Origin of the sequence: Kosakonia sp. 1610 (assembly GCF_050435845.1) — a bacterium.
Lineage (GTDB): Bacteria > Pseudomonadota > Gammaproteobacteria > Enterobacterales > Enterobacteriaceae > Kosakonia > Kosakonia cowanii.
The window spans coordinates 1312339-1328692 of sequence record NZ_JBNDKZ010000001.1 but is presented as its reverse complement, the minus strand read 5'-3'; the positions used below and the strand labels follow the sequence as shown (position 1 = coordinate 1328692).

Sequence of the window (16354 nt, the reverse complement as noted above, 5' to 3'; positions counted from 1 at the left end):
TGACATTGATCACGTTTAATAGCCGCTGCGCTCCTTTTCCCCCTGAATAATTATGATTGTCCGTCCTGAAAAACACTGGCTTGCTCGTCTCTTCGTCTGGCACGGCTCCGTACTGCCGAAAATCGCTTCACGCCTTACCATGAACTTCCTGCTCTCGGTCGCCGTCATCTGGATGCTGCCGTGGTACACCTCGCTTGGCATTAAGCTAACGGTCGCGCCATTCAGCATTCTCGGTGTGGCGATTGCTATCTTCCTCGGTTTTCGCAACAACGCCTGTTTCGCCCGCTACTCGGAAGCGCGTCTGTTGTGGGGGCAGTTGATGATCGCCTCGCGCTCGCTGCTGCGGGAAGTGAAAACCACGCTGCCAGACGAAAGTGACGTGCGCCACTTTATGCAGCTACAGTTCGCCTTTGCCCACGCGCTGCGCATGACGCTGCGACGCAAACCGCAGGGCGACGTGCTGTCAAAATATCTCTCGGCTGATGAGTTACGACAGGTCTTAAATGCCCATTCACCGGCGAACCGTATTCTGCTGTTGATGGGCCAGTGGCTGGGCGAGCGCAGGGCGCAAGGGGCGCTGTCGGATATTATGTTCCACAGCATTACTCAGCGCTTACACGATATGTCCGCGGTGCAGGCTGGCTGCGAGCGTATCTTTAATACGCCGCTGCCTTTCGCCTATTCACTGATTTTGCACCGCACGGTCTATCTCTTCTGCATCATGCTGCCGTTTGCGCTGGTGGTGGATCTGCACTTTATGACGCCCTTTATCTCGGTGCTGATCTCCTACACCTTTATCTCGCTCGATACGCTGGCGGAAGAGCTGGAAGATCCCTTTGGCGAAGAGGATAACGCTCTGCCGCTGGATGCCTACTGCAACGCGATTGAAATCGATCTGCTGCAAATGGAAGACGCCGACGATCTGCCGGTCAAACTGACACCGGACAAAAATTACCAATTGTCCTAAACTTACAGGGGCGTAAGCCGTAAGATTTTTTCACTCTCCTGGCTCAGGTCATCTAAAAAGAGGGACATGTGATGGAAAAGTCCGATAAAACCTTCTCGTTCGCGCTGACGTTTATCGTTGGCCTGTCACTGCTCGCCACGGCATGGGATATCTCACTCTTTAGTAGCCTGCCGTGAGCCATCTGCCAGCAGCGCCTGCGTCTCTTGCGCCGGGCGCTGCAACAGTGCAATCGCCTCTTCAGCTGACGTGACATTGGCGTAACCGATAATCAAACCGTAACGTGGCGAATCACCTCTGTACCATTCTGAAAGCGGGCTGACCTGCAACTGATGTTGTTGCCAGAGTTGTGCCAGCGCCACATCCTGCGTGCTATCACGCAAAAACGCGATGATATGCATGCCACCGTCGCGCACCTCCACATCAAAAAGCTGCGGATAAATCTGCGCCAGCGCCGCCAGCACGAACCCGCGCCGGGCAGAGTAAAGATTGCGCATCTTCTTCAGATGCTTATAAAAGTGGCCTTCGCTGAGAAAGGCGGCGAGAATTTTTTGCGTTAACAGCGGCTGGCCGCTCTCGGTGAGTTCAGCCGTTTGCCGGAACTGCGCGATCAGCGTACGCGGCAGCACCAGATAACTGGTGCGTAAGGAGGGCAGCATGGTTTTGCTGAAGGTGCCCATATAGATAACCCGGTCATCACTATCGAGGCTTTTCAGCGCAGGCACCACTTTGCGCGTGTAGTGAAACTCGCCGTCGTAATCATCCTCAACAACCCAGCTATTGTGCTGCGCTGCCCATGCCAGCAGCTGCTGTCTGCGGGGCAGGGAGAGGGTGACCGCCAGCGGGCTTTGGTGTGACGGTGTCACAAATAGCAGGCGGGCGTCATGGTGATGGCGCAGCAGAAACTGTACATCCAGACCGTCGTTATCGACCGGCACGCTATGCAGTTGCTGGCACGTATGCTCCAGAATGCGCTGGCCTAAAAAATAACCCGGCTCTTCAAACACCACTTTATGCTGTGAGCCTGCAAGCAGGGTAAGGATCACCCGCAAGTTATGCTGATACCCGCCGGTGATCACCACCTGTTCCGGACTGCAGGCGAGCCCGCGCGAAACATTCAGATAGTGGGCAATAGCGTCGCGCAGAGGAGCGTAGCCCATTAACGGCGGCGTAAGCATTTCGCCCGGATGCAGCGCGCGCACCGCTTTAGCGCTGAGCAGCAGCCATTTTTTACTCGGGAAGGCATCAAGCGCCGGAATGCCGAGGCGCAAGAAACCGCTCTGTTTACGTTCGGCGTCGCCAAACGTTGACGCTGGGGTGGAAAGGGGCTTATCGCGAGCTTTACGCTTGACCGGCGACAGTACCAGTTCAGGATTGACGCGTGTGCCGCGCGCGCCATCGCTGACCAGAAACCCTTCACCGATCAGAATCGACCACGCGGTCTCCACCGTTTTTCGCGCCACGCCCAGTTCGCTGGCCAGCACGCGCACTGAAGGGACTTTATCTCCCGGCTTGAGCAAACCTTGCGTGATGCTATCTCGGTACTGTGAATAAATAGCTCTGTATCCCGGCTTCATGTCCTACCTGTTTTTCGCGTTTTTGCATCTTTTTCCTGCGACATTGACGCGTACTATAGCCCCCGTTGAAACAATAAACGAGGCAAATAATATGAGCACCCGCATCAATCTCTTCCAGCGCGTTCCCGATCTGATCAACGCCTTTTCCGCCGCCAGCCAGGCGGCGCACAACAGCGGTCTGGATAACACACTCAAAAATCTGGTTGATATTCGTGCCTCGCAGCTAAACAGCTGCGCTTTCTGTCTGGATATGCATATTAAACAGGCGCGGATTCTGGGTGAGCGGGAGTTACGGTTGCATCATGTCGCCATCTGGCGCGAATCGCCGCTATTCACCGCGAAAGAGAAGGCGGCACTGGCGTTGACCGAAGCCCTGACCCGGCCCGGGGCTGAAGGGGTAAGTGATGCCATTTATGACGCGGCGCGTGAACATTTTGATGAAGTGGCGTTATCAGAGCTGGCGTTTGCTATCTCGATTATCAACACCTGGAACCGTTTGATGATCGTCTCGAAAACCGCGCCGGGCGCGCTCGATAAAGCCTACGGCCTCGATCGCGCGAACCTCGAATAGCCGTGCGGTTTCATCGGCCGGATAAGCGCAGCGCCATCCGGCAACACAATTCGGCACCCATGCAAAATCAGTGCAGTTTCGTAGGCCGGATAAGCGCCAGCGCCATCCGGCAATACAGCCCGGCTCATGGCTGAACCGGGCAGGGACATCGCTTTCCGACGTCAAGAAACCATTAATGCGCCAACTGGAAGAAACGCACCGAGTTGCGCAGCGCCTCGCTCTGCTCCGTCATTGACTGCGCGGCCACCGCGGCCTGTTCCACCAGCGTGGCGTTCTGCTGGGTCACCTGGTCCATTTGATCGATGGCGACGCTGATCTCTTTAATCCCCTGATGCTGCTCGGTTGAAGCGGCGGAAATATCGGCGACAATATCCGTCACCTTATTCACCGACGAGACAATCTCCTCCATCGCACGGCTGGCGGTATCGGCAAAACGCGAACCGTCGGTGATTTTTTCCACCGTCCCCTCAATCAACTGCTTAATCTCTTTTGCCGCATCGGCGCTCTTCTGCGCCAGGTTACGCACTTCGCCTGCGACCACCGCAAACCCTTTACCCTGTTCACCGGCGCGCGCCGCTTCCACGGCGGCGTTGAGCGCCAGAATATTGGTCTGGAACGCGATCCCCTCAATTACCGAAATAATGTCGACAATCTTCTGCGAACTGTCAGAGATCTCATGCATGCGCGTCAGCATATCGTTAACCTCTTTGCCGCCTTTGAGCGCGGTTGCAGAGGTCTGGCGCGCCAGCTCGCTCGCTTTGCGGGCGTTCTCCGCATTACTCTTCACGTTTTCCGTAATCTGTTGCATGTTCGATGACGTCTGCACCAGCGACGCGGCCTGCTCCTCGGTGCGCTGCGACAAGTCATTATTACCCTCGGCAATCTCACCGGCGGCATGGGAGATCGATTCGCTGCCATCAATAATGCCGCGAATAATCTCTGCCAGCTGGCCGTTCATATATTTAATCGTCGCCAGCAGACTATTGCTGTCACCTTCGCGCAAATCGACCGCCGTCTCCAGCTTGCCGGCGGCCACCGCCTGCATAATCGACATCGCATAATCCGGCTCGCCGCCCAGTTGCCGCGCCAGGCTGCGCGAAATAAAGAGGGCGCTCACACCTGTGGCAATCAGCGCCAGTAGCAGTAAGCCGATCAGCACATAGAGCGCGTGGTTGTAATTCGCCTGCGTCGTTTCGCCCATACGATCGCCGATAGCCACTTCCATATCGACCAGCGTCGCCAGGTCTTTCATCAACTGTGTGCGGTACTTCGCCGACACCACACCGCTGATCTTCGCCGCTTCTGCCGCGTCGCCGTGGTTCATCGCCTCAATCACTTTCGCGTTGACGTCGATGAAGTTTTTGAAGTTATCAACCACCGTAACAAACAGCGCGTTCATCTCCGGCGTTGCATCGGCAGAGATTTTTGCGTACTGCCGCTGGGCATTGAGGAAGGTCTCCTGGTTTTGCAGCAGCTCATTACGATGTTGATCGAGGGAAGCGGGAGTTGTCGAAGCGATGTACTGCACCTGCTGTAAGCGCATTTCCGCTAACACACCTCGCATCTCAAGGGTGTAGCGAATGCCGGGCATGCGCTCCTGGCGGAATTTATCAATTTGTTGTTTGCTGCCGTTAAGCTGATAAATAGAGACAATGCCAACAATTAACATCATCACAATAAGAATAGAGAAACCAACGAGCAGTTTCGTTAATACCGTCGCGTGCGCAATTTTTTTCATGATCCTGAAGTTTTAAAAAAGAGTGGTACTAGTAATAACGGCAGCAACCGCAGAAAGATTGAGGTTAAAATTCGATCTGTATCACATATCGCACTGATATTAGGGAAAATATCTTACAGGTGAGGTCAGTTTTAATTAAGGCAAGTGAGGGTGTTAAATAAGATCGGAGAGGTCTGTTAATTAATTGAAATAATATTTCACTTAAAGCGATAAATATATTCGCGCACACAAACGTGCGCGAATAATTAACCTTTAAGACTCAGCGGCAGCTCATCTGCCCACTTTGTGGCTTGCGTCATTAATTCTGATACTGCGGAGTAAGGCAGGCCAATCTTGTTTGCGATCGCGCTGGTCTCATCCCATAAACGCTGTTCATAGACGCGGGCGAGGTGAACATAGGGGTAGAGTTCGCCGCTCTCTTTTTCCAGCGCTGTTGCCACATCCGGCGAGACGGAGATCTGCTCCATCAGCTCCTCAAGCGGCAGGCCGAGGATCACATCCAGCAGGGAGAAGAGCCCCACCAGGAAAGCGTCATTGGCGACATTATTGCTGGAAGTGCGCGCCGCCACCAGTTCGCAAAACTTGGCGCGGATCAGGCTCAGATAGTAGATCTCGGTATTGGTAACATGCTCAAACGAGGTAAGACAGGCCACCAGCACAAAACGGCGCATCTCGTTGATGCCGAGGTAAACCACAATGTCGCGTAAGGACTGGTTACGAAAGCCGCTAATCCCGCGTGTGTTATATAAGATGTTCTGCGCATAGCGCATGATCTTAAACGACAGCGAGACATCACGTTTCAACAGCTCTTCAATGCGGTTTAAGTTCGGCGACTCGACGTTAACTTCCTGCATCAACCGCAGTGCGAAGGCGCGGTTCTGCACCAGCTTGTTGCGCTTAGAGACCACCGGCTTGCTGAAGAAATAGCCCTGGAAGAGGCGAAAGCCCAGTTTTTTATAGGCTTCGAACTCATCATAGGTTTCTACTTTTTCCGCCAGCAGCACCGCGTGGCGCAGCGCATCGCGGTTGGCGTTAACCCAGGCGTCAATCTCTTCCAGTGAGCTTCGTCTGATATCGAACTTAATCACATCGATATAGGGCAGGAAAGCGTCCCACTGGTTGCCGGGTGCGAAATCGTCGAGAGCGACGCGAAAGCCAAGGTTCTGCAGGCGTTTTACCGTCTCCAGTAGTTGCTTGTCCGGCTGCGCATCTTCGAGGACTTCGATCACCACGCGGTTTTTCGGCAGCGTTTCGGCAAGGCCGTCAATCAGTAACTGGTAGGGGAAATTGACATATACCGTCGTCAGATCGTTCTTACGTCCGACAGGCGCACTGAGAAACTGCTCTTCGATCAGTTGAGTCGTGGCTTGCTCGGCAGAGATCTCCGGAAAACGGTTATCCATGCTATTGCGGAACAGCAGTTCGTAACCGACGGTGTTCAGTTGGTTATCAAAGATCGCCTGTCTGGCCACAAAAGAAAACATTCACCACCCCGTACACCGTGTACTTTTGTATAAGTATTACAAATATATAAGCTTATAACACACCCTGAATAGCCGAAGCGTGCGTCTGATACTAAAAAAGTGACCTTTAGCGCTAAAAATATAGGCCAGCAAAGCGGTAAGTGTACAGGTAATGAGGATATTCTTAAGCGTAACCGCTCAAAGTAGCAGCATCACGCTGTAAAAAACGGCAAATATGCAGAAAAGCGTAAGCGAGGCAGGGGATAAAACAGGCGCTGCGCCTGCGTGACAGCCAAAATCGCTGTCCGGCATGGCGCAGCGCCAAAGGCGCGGGATTAAGTACGCGGCGTCTGTTCAGCTGGCGCAGTGGCATGCACTTCGTTCACGCGCTTACGCACGCCAAACCAGCCGGCAACCAGCAGAACGGCGATCAGCGGAATGGAGCCGATAGTGAAGGTACCGTTCGGATAGTCGAACGCCATCAGTACCAATACGCTGAGCAGGAACAGCAGCGTCAGCCAGGAGGTCACCGGCGCACCGGGCATCTTGAAGCTGACATCTTCTGCTTTGCCTTCGCGGATCGCTTTGCGCAGGCGCATCTGGCACACCACGATAAAGCCCCACGAAGCGATAATCCCCAGCGACGCGACGTTAAGCACAATCTCAAACACCTGCGACGGCACCAGGTAGTTCAGGAACACGCCCACAATGTAGACGCAGATTGTCGCCAGAATACCGGCATACGGCACCTGCTGGCGGCTCATCTTCGACATAAACTTCGGTGCGGAACCGCCCATCGACATCGAGCGCAGAATACGCCCGGTGCTGTAGAGGCCGGAGTTGAGGCTGGAGAGCGCGGCGGTCAACACCACGATATTCATCACGTCGCCAATATATGGCACGCCAAGCTTCGAGAAGAAGGTGACGAACGGGCTTTGTCCCGCCTGATAAGCGTTCCACGGCAGCAGCAGCACCAGCAGCACCACCGAGCCAACGTAGAACAGGCCGATACGCCAGATCACGCTGTTGATCGCTTTCGGTACCATGGTCTTCGGCTCTTTACATTCGCCTGCGGCGGTACCGACCAGCTCAATAGAGGCGAAGGCGAATACCACGCCCTGCACCAGCACCAGTGCGGCCATCATGCCGTGGGGGAAGAAACCGCCGTTATCGGTAATCAAATGGAAGCCGGTGCTGTTGCCATCAAGCGGTTTGCCGGTGCCGAGGAAAACCGTCCCGACCACCAGAAACAGCACAATCGCCAGCACTTTCAGCAGCGCAAACCAGAACTCCATCTCGGCGAACCACTTCACGCCGATCATGTTCATGGTGCCGACGATCGCCAGCGCGCCGAGGGCGAAGACCCACTGCGGCACGTCGCCAAAGGCGCCCCAGTAGTGCATATAAAGCGCGACGGCGGTGATATCGACAATGCCGGTCATCGCCCAGTTGATGAAGTACATCCAGCCGGCGACATAGGCGGCTTTTTCACCGAGGAACTCACGGGCGTAAGAGACGAAGCTGCCGCTGGAAGGGCGGTGTAAAACCAGTTCGCCCAGCGCACGCAGAATAAAGAACGAGAAGATACCGCAAACGAGATAGACGATAGCCAGCGATGGCCCGGCCATTTGCAGTCGCGCGCCGGCACCGAGGAAAAGACCGGTACCGATTGCGCCGCCGATGGCGATCATTTGTACATGGCGGTTACCCATCGCCCGGCTGTAGCCCTCTTCATGAGAGTTCAGCCAGCGACGTTTCGCCGCGTGATGCTCCGTGGTGTTGTTGTTCTCTGTTTTCATTGCATTACCCTGTTGACCTGTCTGACCTTGCGGAATGTCTCAAGCCGCAGCACAAAAACCACACGATTTGCACCGTCGGCTACACGTTCTCTCTTTCCATTGTTTCTGTGTATGGATAAGGGAAAACATGGCGCAGCATCGTAACCGCAATCGTTTACTGACGCAAAACATACCCAGCCGTAAACAGCACACTATTAGTCGAAATTGTGAAGTCAACTCCATCAAGCAGAGGAAATGATTCAGGATGGTGAAAAATGCAACAGAAAAAACCACAACCATAAAACGGTGTTTTACCCAGCCAGCACCTGCATTTGTCATCATTCATTTGCAGAACAAATAGGTTGAGCGCCTGGCAACGCTGACTTTGCGAATTTTTTGCTTACCAAATGTAAATTAATTGTTTCACAGCAGATTCCGCGCGCTCCAGTATTGGCTCATCTTCTCTGACACGAGAGCGTGCCATGTCTTACCGACTAAGTTTGCTGGACAAAAGCCCCATCGCGGAGCATGAAACCGCGCAGGACGCGCTCCTGCGCACGCTACAACTGGCGCAGCAGGCGGAAAACTGGGGCTATCACCGCTTCTGGATAGCTGAACACCACAACACTTCACAGCTGGCGAGCCCGTCACCAGAGCTGCTGATCGCCTGGATACTCGGCCAGACGCGGCGCATCCGCGTCGGCTCCGGCGGTGTGATGCTGCAACACTACAGCCCCTACAAAGTGGCGGAGAATTTTAACCTGCTGGCGAACCTTGCGCCGGGGCGTGTCGACCTGGGGGTGGGCAAAGCGCCCGGCGGTTTACCGCTCTCCACCCGCGCGTTGCAGCAGGGGGTGAACCCAGACGAGAAGGGGCGCTTTGCCGATCAGCTGGCGCAGCTGGATAACTGGCTGTCGCTGACCCCGGACGAAAGCGCGGATGAATCCTTACTGGCAACGCCGCTTGCGCCAGTGCAGGCGGAGCGTTTCCTGCTCGGTGCCAGCCTTGAGAGCGCCACGCTTGCGGCATCCCTCGACTGGAACTTTGTCTACGCCGCGCATCTGAATGGCGACAAAACCCTTTTGCGTGACGTTGTCACGAGATGGCAGCAGCTAAGCCGCCGCGACACGCTGGTTGCCGTGCAGGTGATTGTGGCAGAAACCCAGGCGCAGGCTGACACGCTGGCGCAGCAGGTTGAAGTGTGGGGCGTTGAGCTGGCGAACGGGCAAAAAGTGAGCGTGGCGAGTGAAGCGCAGGGGCAGGCCTTTGCCCGCCAGGCTGGCAGCCCGGCAGTGCGTATTGCGCGGCGCGAAAGCGCCATCATTGCCGGCACGCCAGAAAAGGTGCGGGCCGGGCTGGATGCGCTGCATCAGCAGTTTGGCATTGACGAATTTATTATCGACACGCCGGTGGCGGAAGGACGTGCGCGCGTAAACTCGCTCCTGCTGCTGGCGCAGGCGGTCGCGCAGACGCAAACCCTACAGGAGGTGGCGGGATGAGTTTTACCGAACAGTTAATTGCGTGGCGGCGCGAGCTGCATCAGCACCCGGAGCTGTCGCTCCAGGAGTTTGAAACCACGCGGCGCATTCGCCACTGGCTGGAGCATGCCGGGCTGCGCCTGTTGCCGCTCGATCTGCCGACCGGAGTGGTCGCGGAAGTCGGAAGCGGCGAAAAGGTGATCGCGCTGCGCGCCGATATCGACGCGTTACCTATTGAGGAGGCGGTTGAGTTGCCGTTTGCCTCGCGCAACCCCGGCGTGATGCACGCCTGCGGGCACGATATTCATACCAGCGTGATGCTCGGCGCGGCGTTGCTGTTAAAGGCGCGTGAGCAGCACCTGCCGGGCAGGGTGCGCATCCTGTTTCAGCCAGCGGAAGAGAATTTTGGCGGCGCGAAACGGCTGATTAAGGCCGGTGCGCTCGAGAGTGTGAGCGCGATTTTTGGCATGCACAACGAGCCGGGCCTGCCGGTCGGCGCATTTGCCACCCGCGGCGGCGCGTTTTACGCCAATGTCGATCGCTTCAGTCTGAAGGTGAGCGGTAAAGGGGCGCACGCGGCGCGGCCGCATGAGGGCAATGACGCCATACTGCTCGCCAGCCAGCTGGTTGTGGCGCTGCAAAGTATCGCCAGCCGCAACGTCAACACCCTCGAATCGGTGGTGCTAAGCGTAACGCGTATTCAGGGTGGCAATACCTGGAACGTGCTGCCGGAGCATGTCGAGCTGGAGGGAACCCTGCGCACCCACGATGCGGCTATTCGCGCGCAGGTGAAAAAGCGCGTTGAGGCGATCGCCGGCGGGCTGGCGCAGGCCTTCGATGCCGGTATTGCGGTGACCTGGTTCGACGGCCCGGATGCGCTGGTCAATCACCCGCAGTGGGCGGACTTCGCCCGCGAGGTCGCCAACGAGCACGGCTACCGTACCGCAGAGGCGGATCTGCATATGGGCGGGGAGGATTTCGCCGTTTATCTCCAGCAGATACCCGGCGCGTTTGTCAGTATCGGCAGCGACAGCCCGTACGGTCTGCACCACCCCGCGTTCAATCCTGACGAAGGGCTGATTGATGAGGCGGCGCGCTACTTTGCCCGCCTGGCAGAAAAAGCCTTACAGCACCCTTAACAAACCTTTAAATGACCTGGGGCGGTGGCTCCGGGCCACCTGTTGCCTGAATTCCGGAGGGAGTATGTCTACAGCACGACAATTGCGGCTTGGCACCATCTTGCATGGCGCATCGGGAAATATGTCCGCCTGGCGACATCCTGCGGCGGTCGCCGACGCCAGTATTAATTTTGACTTTGTGCAGGAGACGGCGCGTGTCGCTGAGCAGGGGAAACTCGATTTCTTATTTGTCGCTGACGGCTTATATATCAATGAAAAATCGATCCCCCACTTCTTAAATCGCTTTGAACCGCTGACGGTGTTGTCGGCGCTGGCAAGCGTCACCCGGCATCTTGGTCTGGTGGGCACGCTCTCAACCTCCTATAGCGAACCCTTTACCGTGGCGCGGCAGTTCGCCAGCCTCGATCACCTGAGCCATGGCCGGGCAGGCTGGAACGTCGTCACCTCACCGCTGGAAGGTTCGGCGAAAAACTTCTCCCGTGAAAAACACCCGGATCACGCCTTGCGTTACCGCATTGCCGATGAGTATCTCAATGTGGTGAAAGGGTTGTGGGACTCCTGGGAGGAGGATGCATTTATTCGTGATAAAGCCAGCGGGCAATTTTTCGACCCGGCGAAACTGCACACCCTCAACCACCACGGCGACTTTTTCCAGGTCGCAGGCCCGCTGAACATTGGCCGCACGCCGCAGGGCAGGCCGATTATTTTCCAGGCGGGCGCCTCGGAGGATGGCAAAAAACTGGCGGCGCGCCATGCCGATGCCATTTTTACTCACCATGAAACGTTAGCGGAGGCACAGGCCTTCTACCGCGACGTGAAGCAGCAGCTGGAACAGCACGGGCGACATGATGACGAGCTGCACATTTTCCAGGGCGTCAGCGTGATTGTCGGCGACAGCGAAGCGGATGCCGAGCAGCAGTATCAAACCACCGCCGCGCTGGTCTCCATTAATGATGCGCTCAACTACCTCGGGCGCTACTTCGAGCACCACGACTTTAGCCAGTACCCGCTCGACGAACCCTTCCCGGAGATTGGTGACTTAGGGCAGAACAGCTTTCGCAGCACCACCGATGAGATCAAGCGCAACGCCCGCGAACGCCAGCTGACGCTGCGCCAGGTGGCACTGGAGAGCGCCTCGCCGCGTCCGCGTTTTTCCGGTACCGCTGAACAGGTGGCCGACGGCTTGCAGGCGTGGTTTGAGAGCCGCGCCGCCGACGGGTTCATCATCCAGGGCGGTACGCCGGATACCTTCCCGCGCTTCGTCAAAAAAGTGGTGCCGATCCTGCAAGCGCGCGGTCTGTTCCGCACCGACTACCCCGGTACAACTCTGCGCGAAAGTTTAGGCCTGGCGCTGCCCGCACATCCCCGGTCAACACAATAGAAGAAGAGAACGCTATGCAGAGACGCACCCTTTTACTGGCGGCAACGCTTGCATTGACGCCGCTGACGCAGGCCAGCGAGGTGACCATCAATGGCACTGGCGTTAGCCTTGAGGCCAATTCCACGCCGATCCATACGGCGAAAAAACCGCAGGCGATAAACCAGCTGCCGCAAGGGTACCGCTTTGTGCAGCCGGGTAAGTTCACCGTGGCGGTTGCCGCGCTTAACTCGCCGCCGCTAACGGTGTTTGCCGCTGACAACAAAACCCTGCTCGGCAGCGAAGTGGATATTGCCCGGCTGGTGGCCGATAGCCTCGGGCTTGAACTGAATGTGGTGCCGACCTCCTGGGAGGACTGGCCGCTGGGCGTCGCCTCCGGCAAATATGATGCCGCGATCAGCAATATCACCGTCACCCAGGCGCGCAAAGCGAAGTTTGATTTCGCTACCTATCGCAAAGACTCCCTCGGTTTTTATGTCAAAACCGCAAGCCCCATCAAACAGATTCAGCAGGCGGCGGATATCGCCGGGCTGCGCATCATTGTTGGCTCCGGCACCAATCAGGAGGCGATCCTGCTGGCCTGGAACGCGGAAAACCTGAAGAAGGGGCTTAAAGCCTTTACGCCGGTCTACACCAAAGATGACGCCGCGCAGACGCTGGCGCTGCAATCGGGCCGCGCGGATGCCTTCTTTGGCCCCAATGTGATTGGTGCATGGAAAGCGGCGCTGACCGGCAAAACCCGGCTGGTGGGTAGTGTCGACGGCGGCTGGCCAAAAGCGGCGCATATTGCCGTGACGTTGCGTAAAGGCAACGGGCTGGCACCGGCGGTGCAGAGCGCGCTGAATGGTGCGATGGCGAGCGGTGATTACGACAAGGTGCTCAACCGCTGGGGTGAAGGGGTAGAGCGTATCGCGCAATCAGAAATTAACCCGCCAGGCCTTGGCGATTAAGGAGCAGAGGATGAACGAACGTTTCCGTGATGTCTCACCCGACGCCGACGAGCTGCAACCGATCCTCACCGGGCTGTTTGCCGAGTATGCCGCCCGCTACGGCGACTACTTTTCCCGCGACGCCGAAGTGGAGCTGACTGAGTGGTATTTACCGCCGCAGGGGCTGTTTATCGTGCTGGAGCGAGAGGGAAAGATTATCGCCACCGGCGCTTACAAACCTTTTGATCAGCGCACTGCCGAAATCAAACGCATCTGGACCGACGCCTCGCTGCGCCAGCAGGGGCTGGCGGCGCGCGTGGTGCAGGAGCTGGAGCGCCGCGCCGAGCTTGCCGGTTATAGCCAGATCTACCTGACTACCGGCTTTCGCCAGCCGGAAGCGGTACGGCTCTACCTGAGCCAGGGCTACCAGCCGCACTTCGACCTGACGCGCAATACGGAAGAGTACAGCCTGCCGCCGTTTGATGGCCGGCTGCGCTTCAGCAAAGTGCTGTCGTCGGCCCGTCTGAGCAAAACCGCCTGAGGAGCGACCATGAAAAGTACCGAAACAATCAAAGTGGTGCCGGCCCGCTACCCGCTGCGCACCGTGGGGGCCATCGTCGCGCTGTTTGTGCTGGCGGCGGTGATCCAGTCCGTGGCGTTCAACCCGCGCTGGGAGTGGGGCGTCTTTGCCCGCTGGTTTTTCGACCCGGTGATCCTCGAAGGGTTAGGGCAAACGCTGCTGCTGACGCTGGTCGGCACGGTGTTGAGCGTCATTCTCGGCGGGCTGCTGGCGCTGGCGAGGCTCTCCTCGTCGTGGCTGTTGAGCAGCCTTGCCTGGGGCTATATCTGGCTGTTCCGCTCGCTGCCGCTGATTGTGGTGCTGATCATTTTGTATAACTTCTCCTACCTCTATGACTCACTCGCCATCGGCATTCCCTTTACCAGCATTGAGTGGGCGCGCTACGAGACGATTAATGTGCTCGGCCAGTTCGCCACGGCGGTGGTCGGGCTGACGCTGGTGCAGAGCGCCTATACCGCAGAGATCATTCGCGGCGGTTTTCTTGGCGTCGATCACGGGCAGTATGAAGCCGCTGCCGCGCTCGGTCTGCCCGCCTGGCGGCGCACGGTGCGCATTATTTTGCCGCAGGCGCTGCGTACCATTTTGCCCTCGGGGTTCAACGAAATTATCAGCCTCGCCAAAGGCACGGCAATGGTTTACGTGCTGGCGATGCCGGAGCTTTTTTACACCATCCAGATGATCTACAACCGCACCCAGGAGGTGATCCCGCTGCTGATGGTTGGCGCCGCCTGGTATCTGGTGATCACCAGCGTGCTGTCGGCGATCCAGTATCTGGTTGAACGCTGGCTGGCGCGCAGTGAACGCCGCTCGGCTATCAATCCGTCCGTTTACCGCGCAGCGGCGACGACGCACACCACCCACGCCACGGAGCCTGCCCATGCCCATCTCTCCTGAAGGCCATATCTCGATTAGCGGCGTCAGCAAATATTTTGGCCGCCATAAAGCGCTGGATAATGTGTCGCTGGAGATCCCGCCCGGCACGGTAACGGTGATCCTCGGCCCCTCCGGCTCCGGCAAGTCGACGCTGCTGCGCACCATTAATCACCTTGAGCGCGTCGACGAGGGCTTTATCCGTATCGACGGCGAGTACATCGGCTACCGCCAGCAGGGTGACAAACTCTACGAGCTGAAAGAGAAGGAGATCCTGCGCCAGCGCGTCAACGTCGGGTACGTGTTTCAGAACTTCAATCTCTTTCCGCACCTGACGGTGCTGGAGAATTTGATTGAAGCGCCGATTGCCCATAAAAAGCTGAGCCGTAAAGCGGCGGTCGAGCAGGCTTTTGAACTGCTGGATGTGGTCGGGCTGCGTAACAAAGCCGATGCCTGGTCGCGTCATCTCTCCGGCGGCCAGCAGCAGCGTATCGCCATCGCCCGTGCGCTCTCGCTGCGCCCGCGTGTGATGCTGTTTGATGAGCCGACCTCCGCGCTCGATCCGGAACTGGTGGGCGAGGTGCTGGATGTGATCAAAAAGCTGGCGCGGGCCGGATCGACGCTGGTGGTAGTGACCCATGAGATCGGTTTTGCCCGCGAGGTCGCCGACCAGGTGGTGTTTATGGTCGACGGCAAAATTGTGGAGCAGGGGAGTAGTGAGGCGGTGCTGAACCAGCCGCAGCACGCCCGCACACGCCAGTTCCTCTCGAAAGTGCTGTAAGGAGTGCGTATGAAACAGGCATTACTGGCGCTGATAGTGTTCAGCTCAGACCCGGTTGTGGCCGGGCAGATCGATCTGCGCGCCAATGAGCAGCCGATTGTGGCGACGCGGGATGAGGCAGCAATCGCTAAAATTCCGGCGAATTACCGTTTTGTCGAGCCGGGCACGCTGACGGTTGCCATCTCCGCGCTTAACTCGCCGCCGCTGGCTCTGCTGGCGAGCGATAACCGCACGCGCATTGGCAGCGACCCGGATATTGCCAGGCTGCTGGCGAGCAGTCTTGGTCTCAAGCTGAAACTGGTACCGACCGCCTGGGAGGACTGGCCGCTCGGCATCACCTCCGGGCGCTACGATGTGGCGCTGGTCAATATTGCCGTCACCGAGGCACGTAAGCAGAAGTTTGACTTCGCCACCTATCGCGCCGATTCGCTCGCTTTTTCGGTAAAAGCTACCAGCCCGATAAACGCGATTAGCGGCCCAGCCGACCTGGCCGGGCGCAGGGTGATTGTTGGCTCCGGCACCAATCAGGAGCGGATCTTGCTGCGCTGGAGTGAGGAGAACCGCGCCGCCGGGCGCGAGGCGGCAAAACCGATTTACCTGACGGATGACGCCTCCGGCAATTTATATATTCAGTCCGGGCGCGCGGACGTGGTGTTTGGCCCGCAGTCGGTCGCGGCATATAAAGCGGCGCTGAATGGCACAACAAAAGTGGTCGGGCTGGGGCCGAAGAAAACCTGGGTGGCGACCACCAGCAAAAAGGGCAACGGCCTGGTGCTGGCTTTGCAGGCGGCAATCAACGGCGCCATCGCGCGCGGCGAGTATCAACAGGTGCTGGCGCGCTGGGGTGAGCAGGGCGAAGGGGTTGAGACTTCGCAGGTCAATCCGCCGGGCGTGAAGTGGTAAAAAATGATAGCGCTAACATGATTATGGTGGGTTTTTGCAGCTTGTTTAGTGCACCAAACTTGTACAAAAAGTGAAAATGCGATCGGCTGCAAAAATGTCCGTCAGGAGGGTATCAGCTCAGCGGTAGTTGGCGTGCTTATTAATGTTAGCGCTAACATTTTTAAACAAAATGGTGAGGTAATGCACTGATTTAAAAGTGAACAGA

12 protein-coding genes and 1 pseudogene are annotated in these 16354 nt (G+C 57.3%); 9 read left to right on the top strand and 4 right to left on the bottom strand.

The window, feature by feature from the left end; genetic code table 11:
* Nucleotides 1-52 precede the first annotated feature (52 nt).
* Complete coding sequence (locus tag ABIC80_RS06315; protein WP_429176083.1) at nucleotides 53-967, top strand: bestrophin family protein; 915 nt, start codon at nucleotides 53-55, stop codon at nucleotides 965-967.
* Between the two features lie 152 nt (nucleotides 968-1119).
* Here the strand turns inward: ABIC80_RS06315 and ABIC80_RS06310 are convergent, their stop codons facing one another.
* Nucleotides 1120-2541 carry a PLP-dependent aminotransferase family protein gene (locus tag ABIC80_RS06310; RefSeq protein ID WP_429176081.1) on the bottom strand — a complete coding sequence of 474 codons (1422 nt, stop codon included), beginning with the start codon at nucleotides 2539-2541 and terminating at the stop codon, nucleotides 1120-1122.
* A gap of 91 nt (nucleotides 2542-2632) precedes the next feature.
* On the opposite strand from ABIC80_RS06310, the gene ABIC80_RS06305 reads away from it, so the two are divergent.
* Nucleotides 2633-3112 carry a carboxymuconolactone decarboxylase family protein gene (locus tag ABIC80_RS06305; RefSeq protein ID WP_429176080.1) on the top strand — a complete coding sequence of 160 codons (480 nt, stop codon included), beginning with the start codon at nucleotides 2633-2635 and terminating at the stop codon, nucleotides 3110-3112.
* Between the two features lie 172 nt (nucleotides 3113-3284).
* Here ABIC80_RS06305 and ABIC80_RS06300 read toward each other — a convergent pair whose 3' ends face one another.
* The 3 genes from ABIC80_RS06300 to ansP all read right to left on the bottom strand — a co-directional run bounded on the left by ABIC80_RS06300 (nucleotide 3285) and on the right by ansP (nucleotide 8112).
* Nucleotides 3285-4850 carry a methyl-accepting chemotaxis protein gene (locus ABIC80_RS06300; protein ID WP_429176077.1) on the bottom strand — a complete coding sequence of 522 codons (1566 nt, stop codon included), beginning with the start codon at nucleotides 4848-4850 and terminating at the stop codon, nucleotides 3285-3287.
* A gap of 245 nt (nucleotides 4851-5095) precedes the next feature.
* Nucleotides 5096-6334 (bottom strand): EAL and HDOD domain-containing protein, encoded by a 1239-nt coding sequence (locus ABIC80_RS06295; RefSeq protein WP_042715587.1) that lies wholly within the window; start codon nucleotides 6332-6334, stop codon nucleotides 5096-5098.
* A 314-nt stretch (nucleotides 6335-6648) separates the two neighbouring features.
* Nucleotides 6649-8112, bottom strand: a complete 1464-nt coding sequence (ansP, locus tag ABIC80_RS06290; RefSeq protein WP_263752271.1) for an L-asparagine permease — start codon at nucleotides 8110-8112, stop codon at nucleotides 6649-6651.
* 461 nt (nucleotides 8113-8573) lie between these two features.
* Here ansP and ABIC80_RS06285 point away from each other — a divergent pair, with 461 nt between their 5' ends.
* The 7 genes and pseudogenes from ABIC80_RS06285 to ABIC80_RS06255 all read left to right on the top strand — a co-directional run bounded on the left by ABIC80_RS06285 (nucleotide 8574) and on the right by ABIC80_RS06255 (nucleotide 16149).
* Nucleotides 8574-9590 (top strand): LLM class flavin-dependent oxidoreductase, encoded by a 1017-nt coding sequence (locus ABIC80_RS06285; protein ID WP_429176076.1) that lies wholly within the window; start codon nucleotides 8574-8576, stop codon nucleotides 9588-9590.
* On the top strand, nucleotides 9587-10708 hold the full coding sequence (locus ABIC80_RS06280) for a M20 peptidase aminoacylase family protein (RefSeq protein WP_429176075.1): 1122 nt from the start codon (nucleotides 9587-9589) through the stop codon (nucleotides 10706-10708). The genes ABIC80_RS06285 and ABIC80_RS06280 overlap by 4 nt, the downstream gene beginning before the upstream one ends.
* Before the next feature lie 64 nt (nucleotides 10709-10772).
* A pseudogene (locus ABIC80_RS06275) lies at nucleotides 10773-13036 on the top strand (NtaA/DmoA family FMN-dependent monooxygenase).
* A 10-nt stretch (nucleotides 13037-13046) separates the two neighbouring features.
* Entirely contained in the window at nucleotides 13047-13556 is a 510-nt protein-coding gene (locus ABIC80_RS06270; RefSeq protein ID WP_429176074.1) for a GNAT family N-acetyltransferase, read from the top strand.
* A gap of 9 nt (nucleotides 13557-13565) precedes the next feature.
* On the top strand, nucleotides 13566-14489 hold the full coding sequence (locus ABIC80_RS06265) for an amino acid ABC transporter permease (RefSeq protein WP_312423844.1): 924 nt from the start codon (nucleotides 13566-13568) through the stop codon (nucleotides 14487-14489).
* Nucleotides 14473-15246 carry an amino acid ABC transporter ATP-binding protein gene (locus tag ABIC80_RS06260; RefSeq protein WP_023478647.1) on the top strand — a complete coding sequence of 258 codons (774 nt, stop codon included), beginning with the start codon at nucleotides 14473-14475 and terminating at the stop codon, nucleotides 15244-15246. Before ABIC80_RS06265 ends, ABIC80_RS06260 begins: the two co-directional genes overlap by 17 nt.
* Before the next feature lie 9 nt (nucleotides 15247-15255).
* Entirely contained in the window at nucleotides 15256-16149 is an 894-nt protein-coding gene (locus tag ABIC80_RS06255) for a transporter substrate-binding domain-containing protein (RefSeq protein WP_429176073.1), read from the top strand.
* Nucleotides 16150-16354 lie beyond the last annotated feature (205 nt).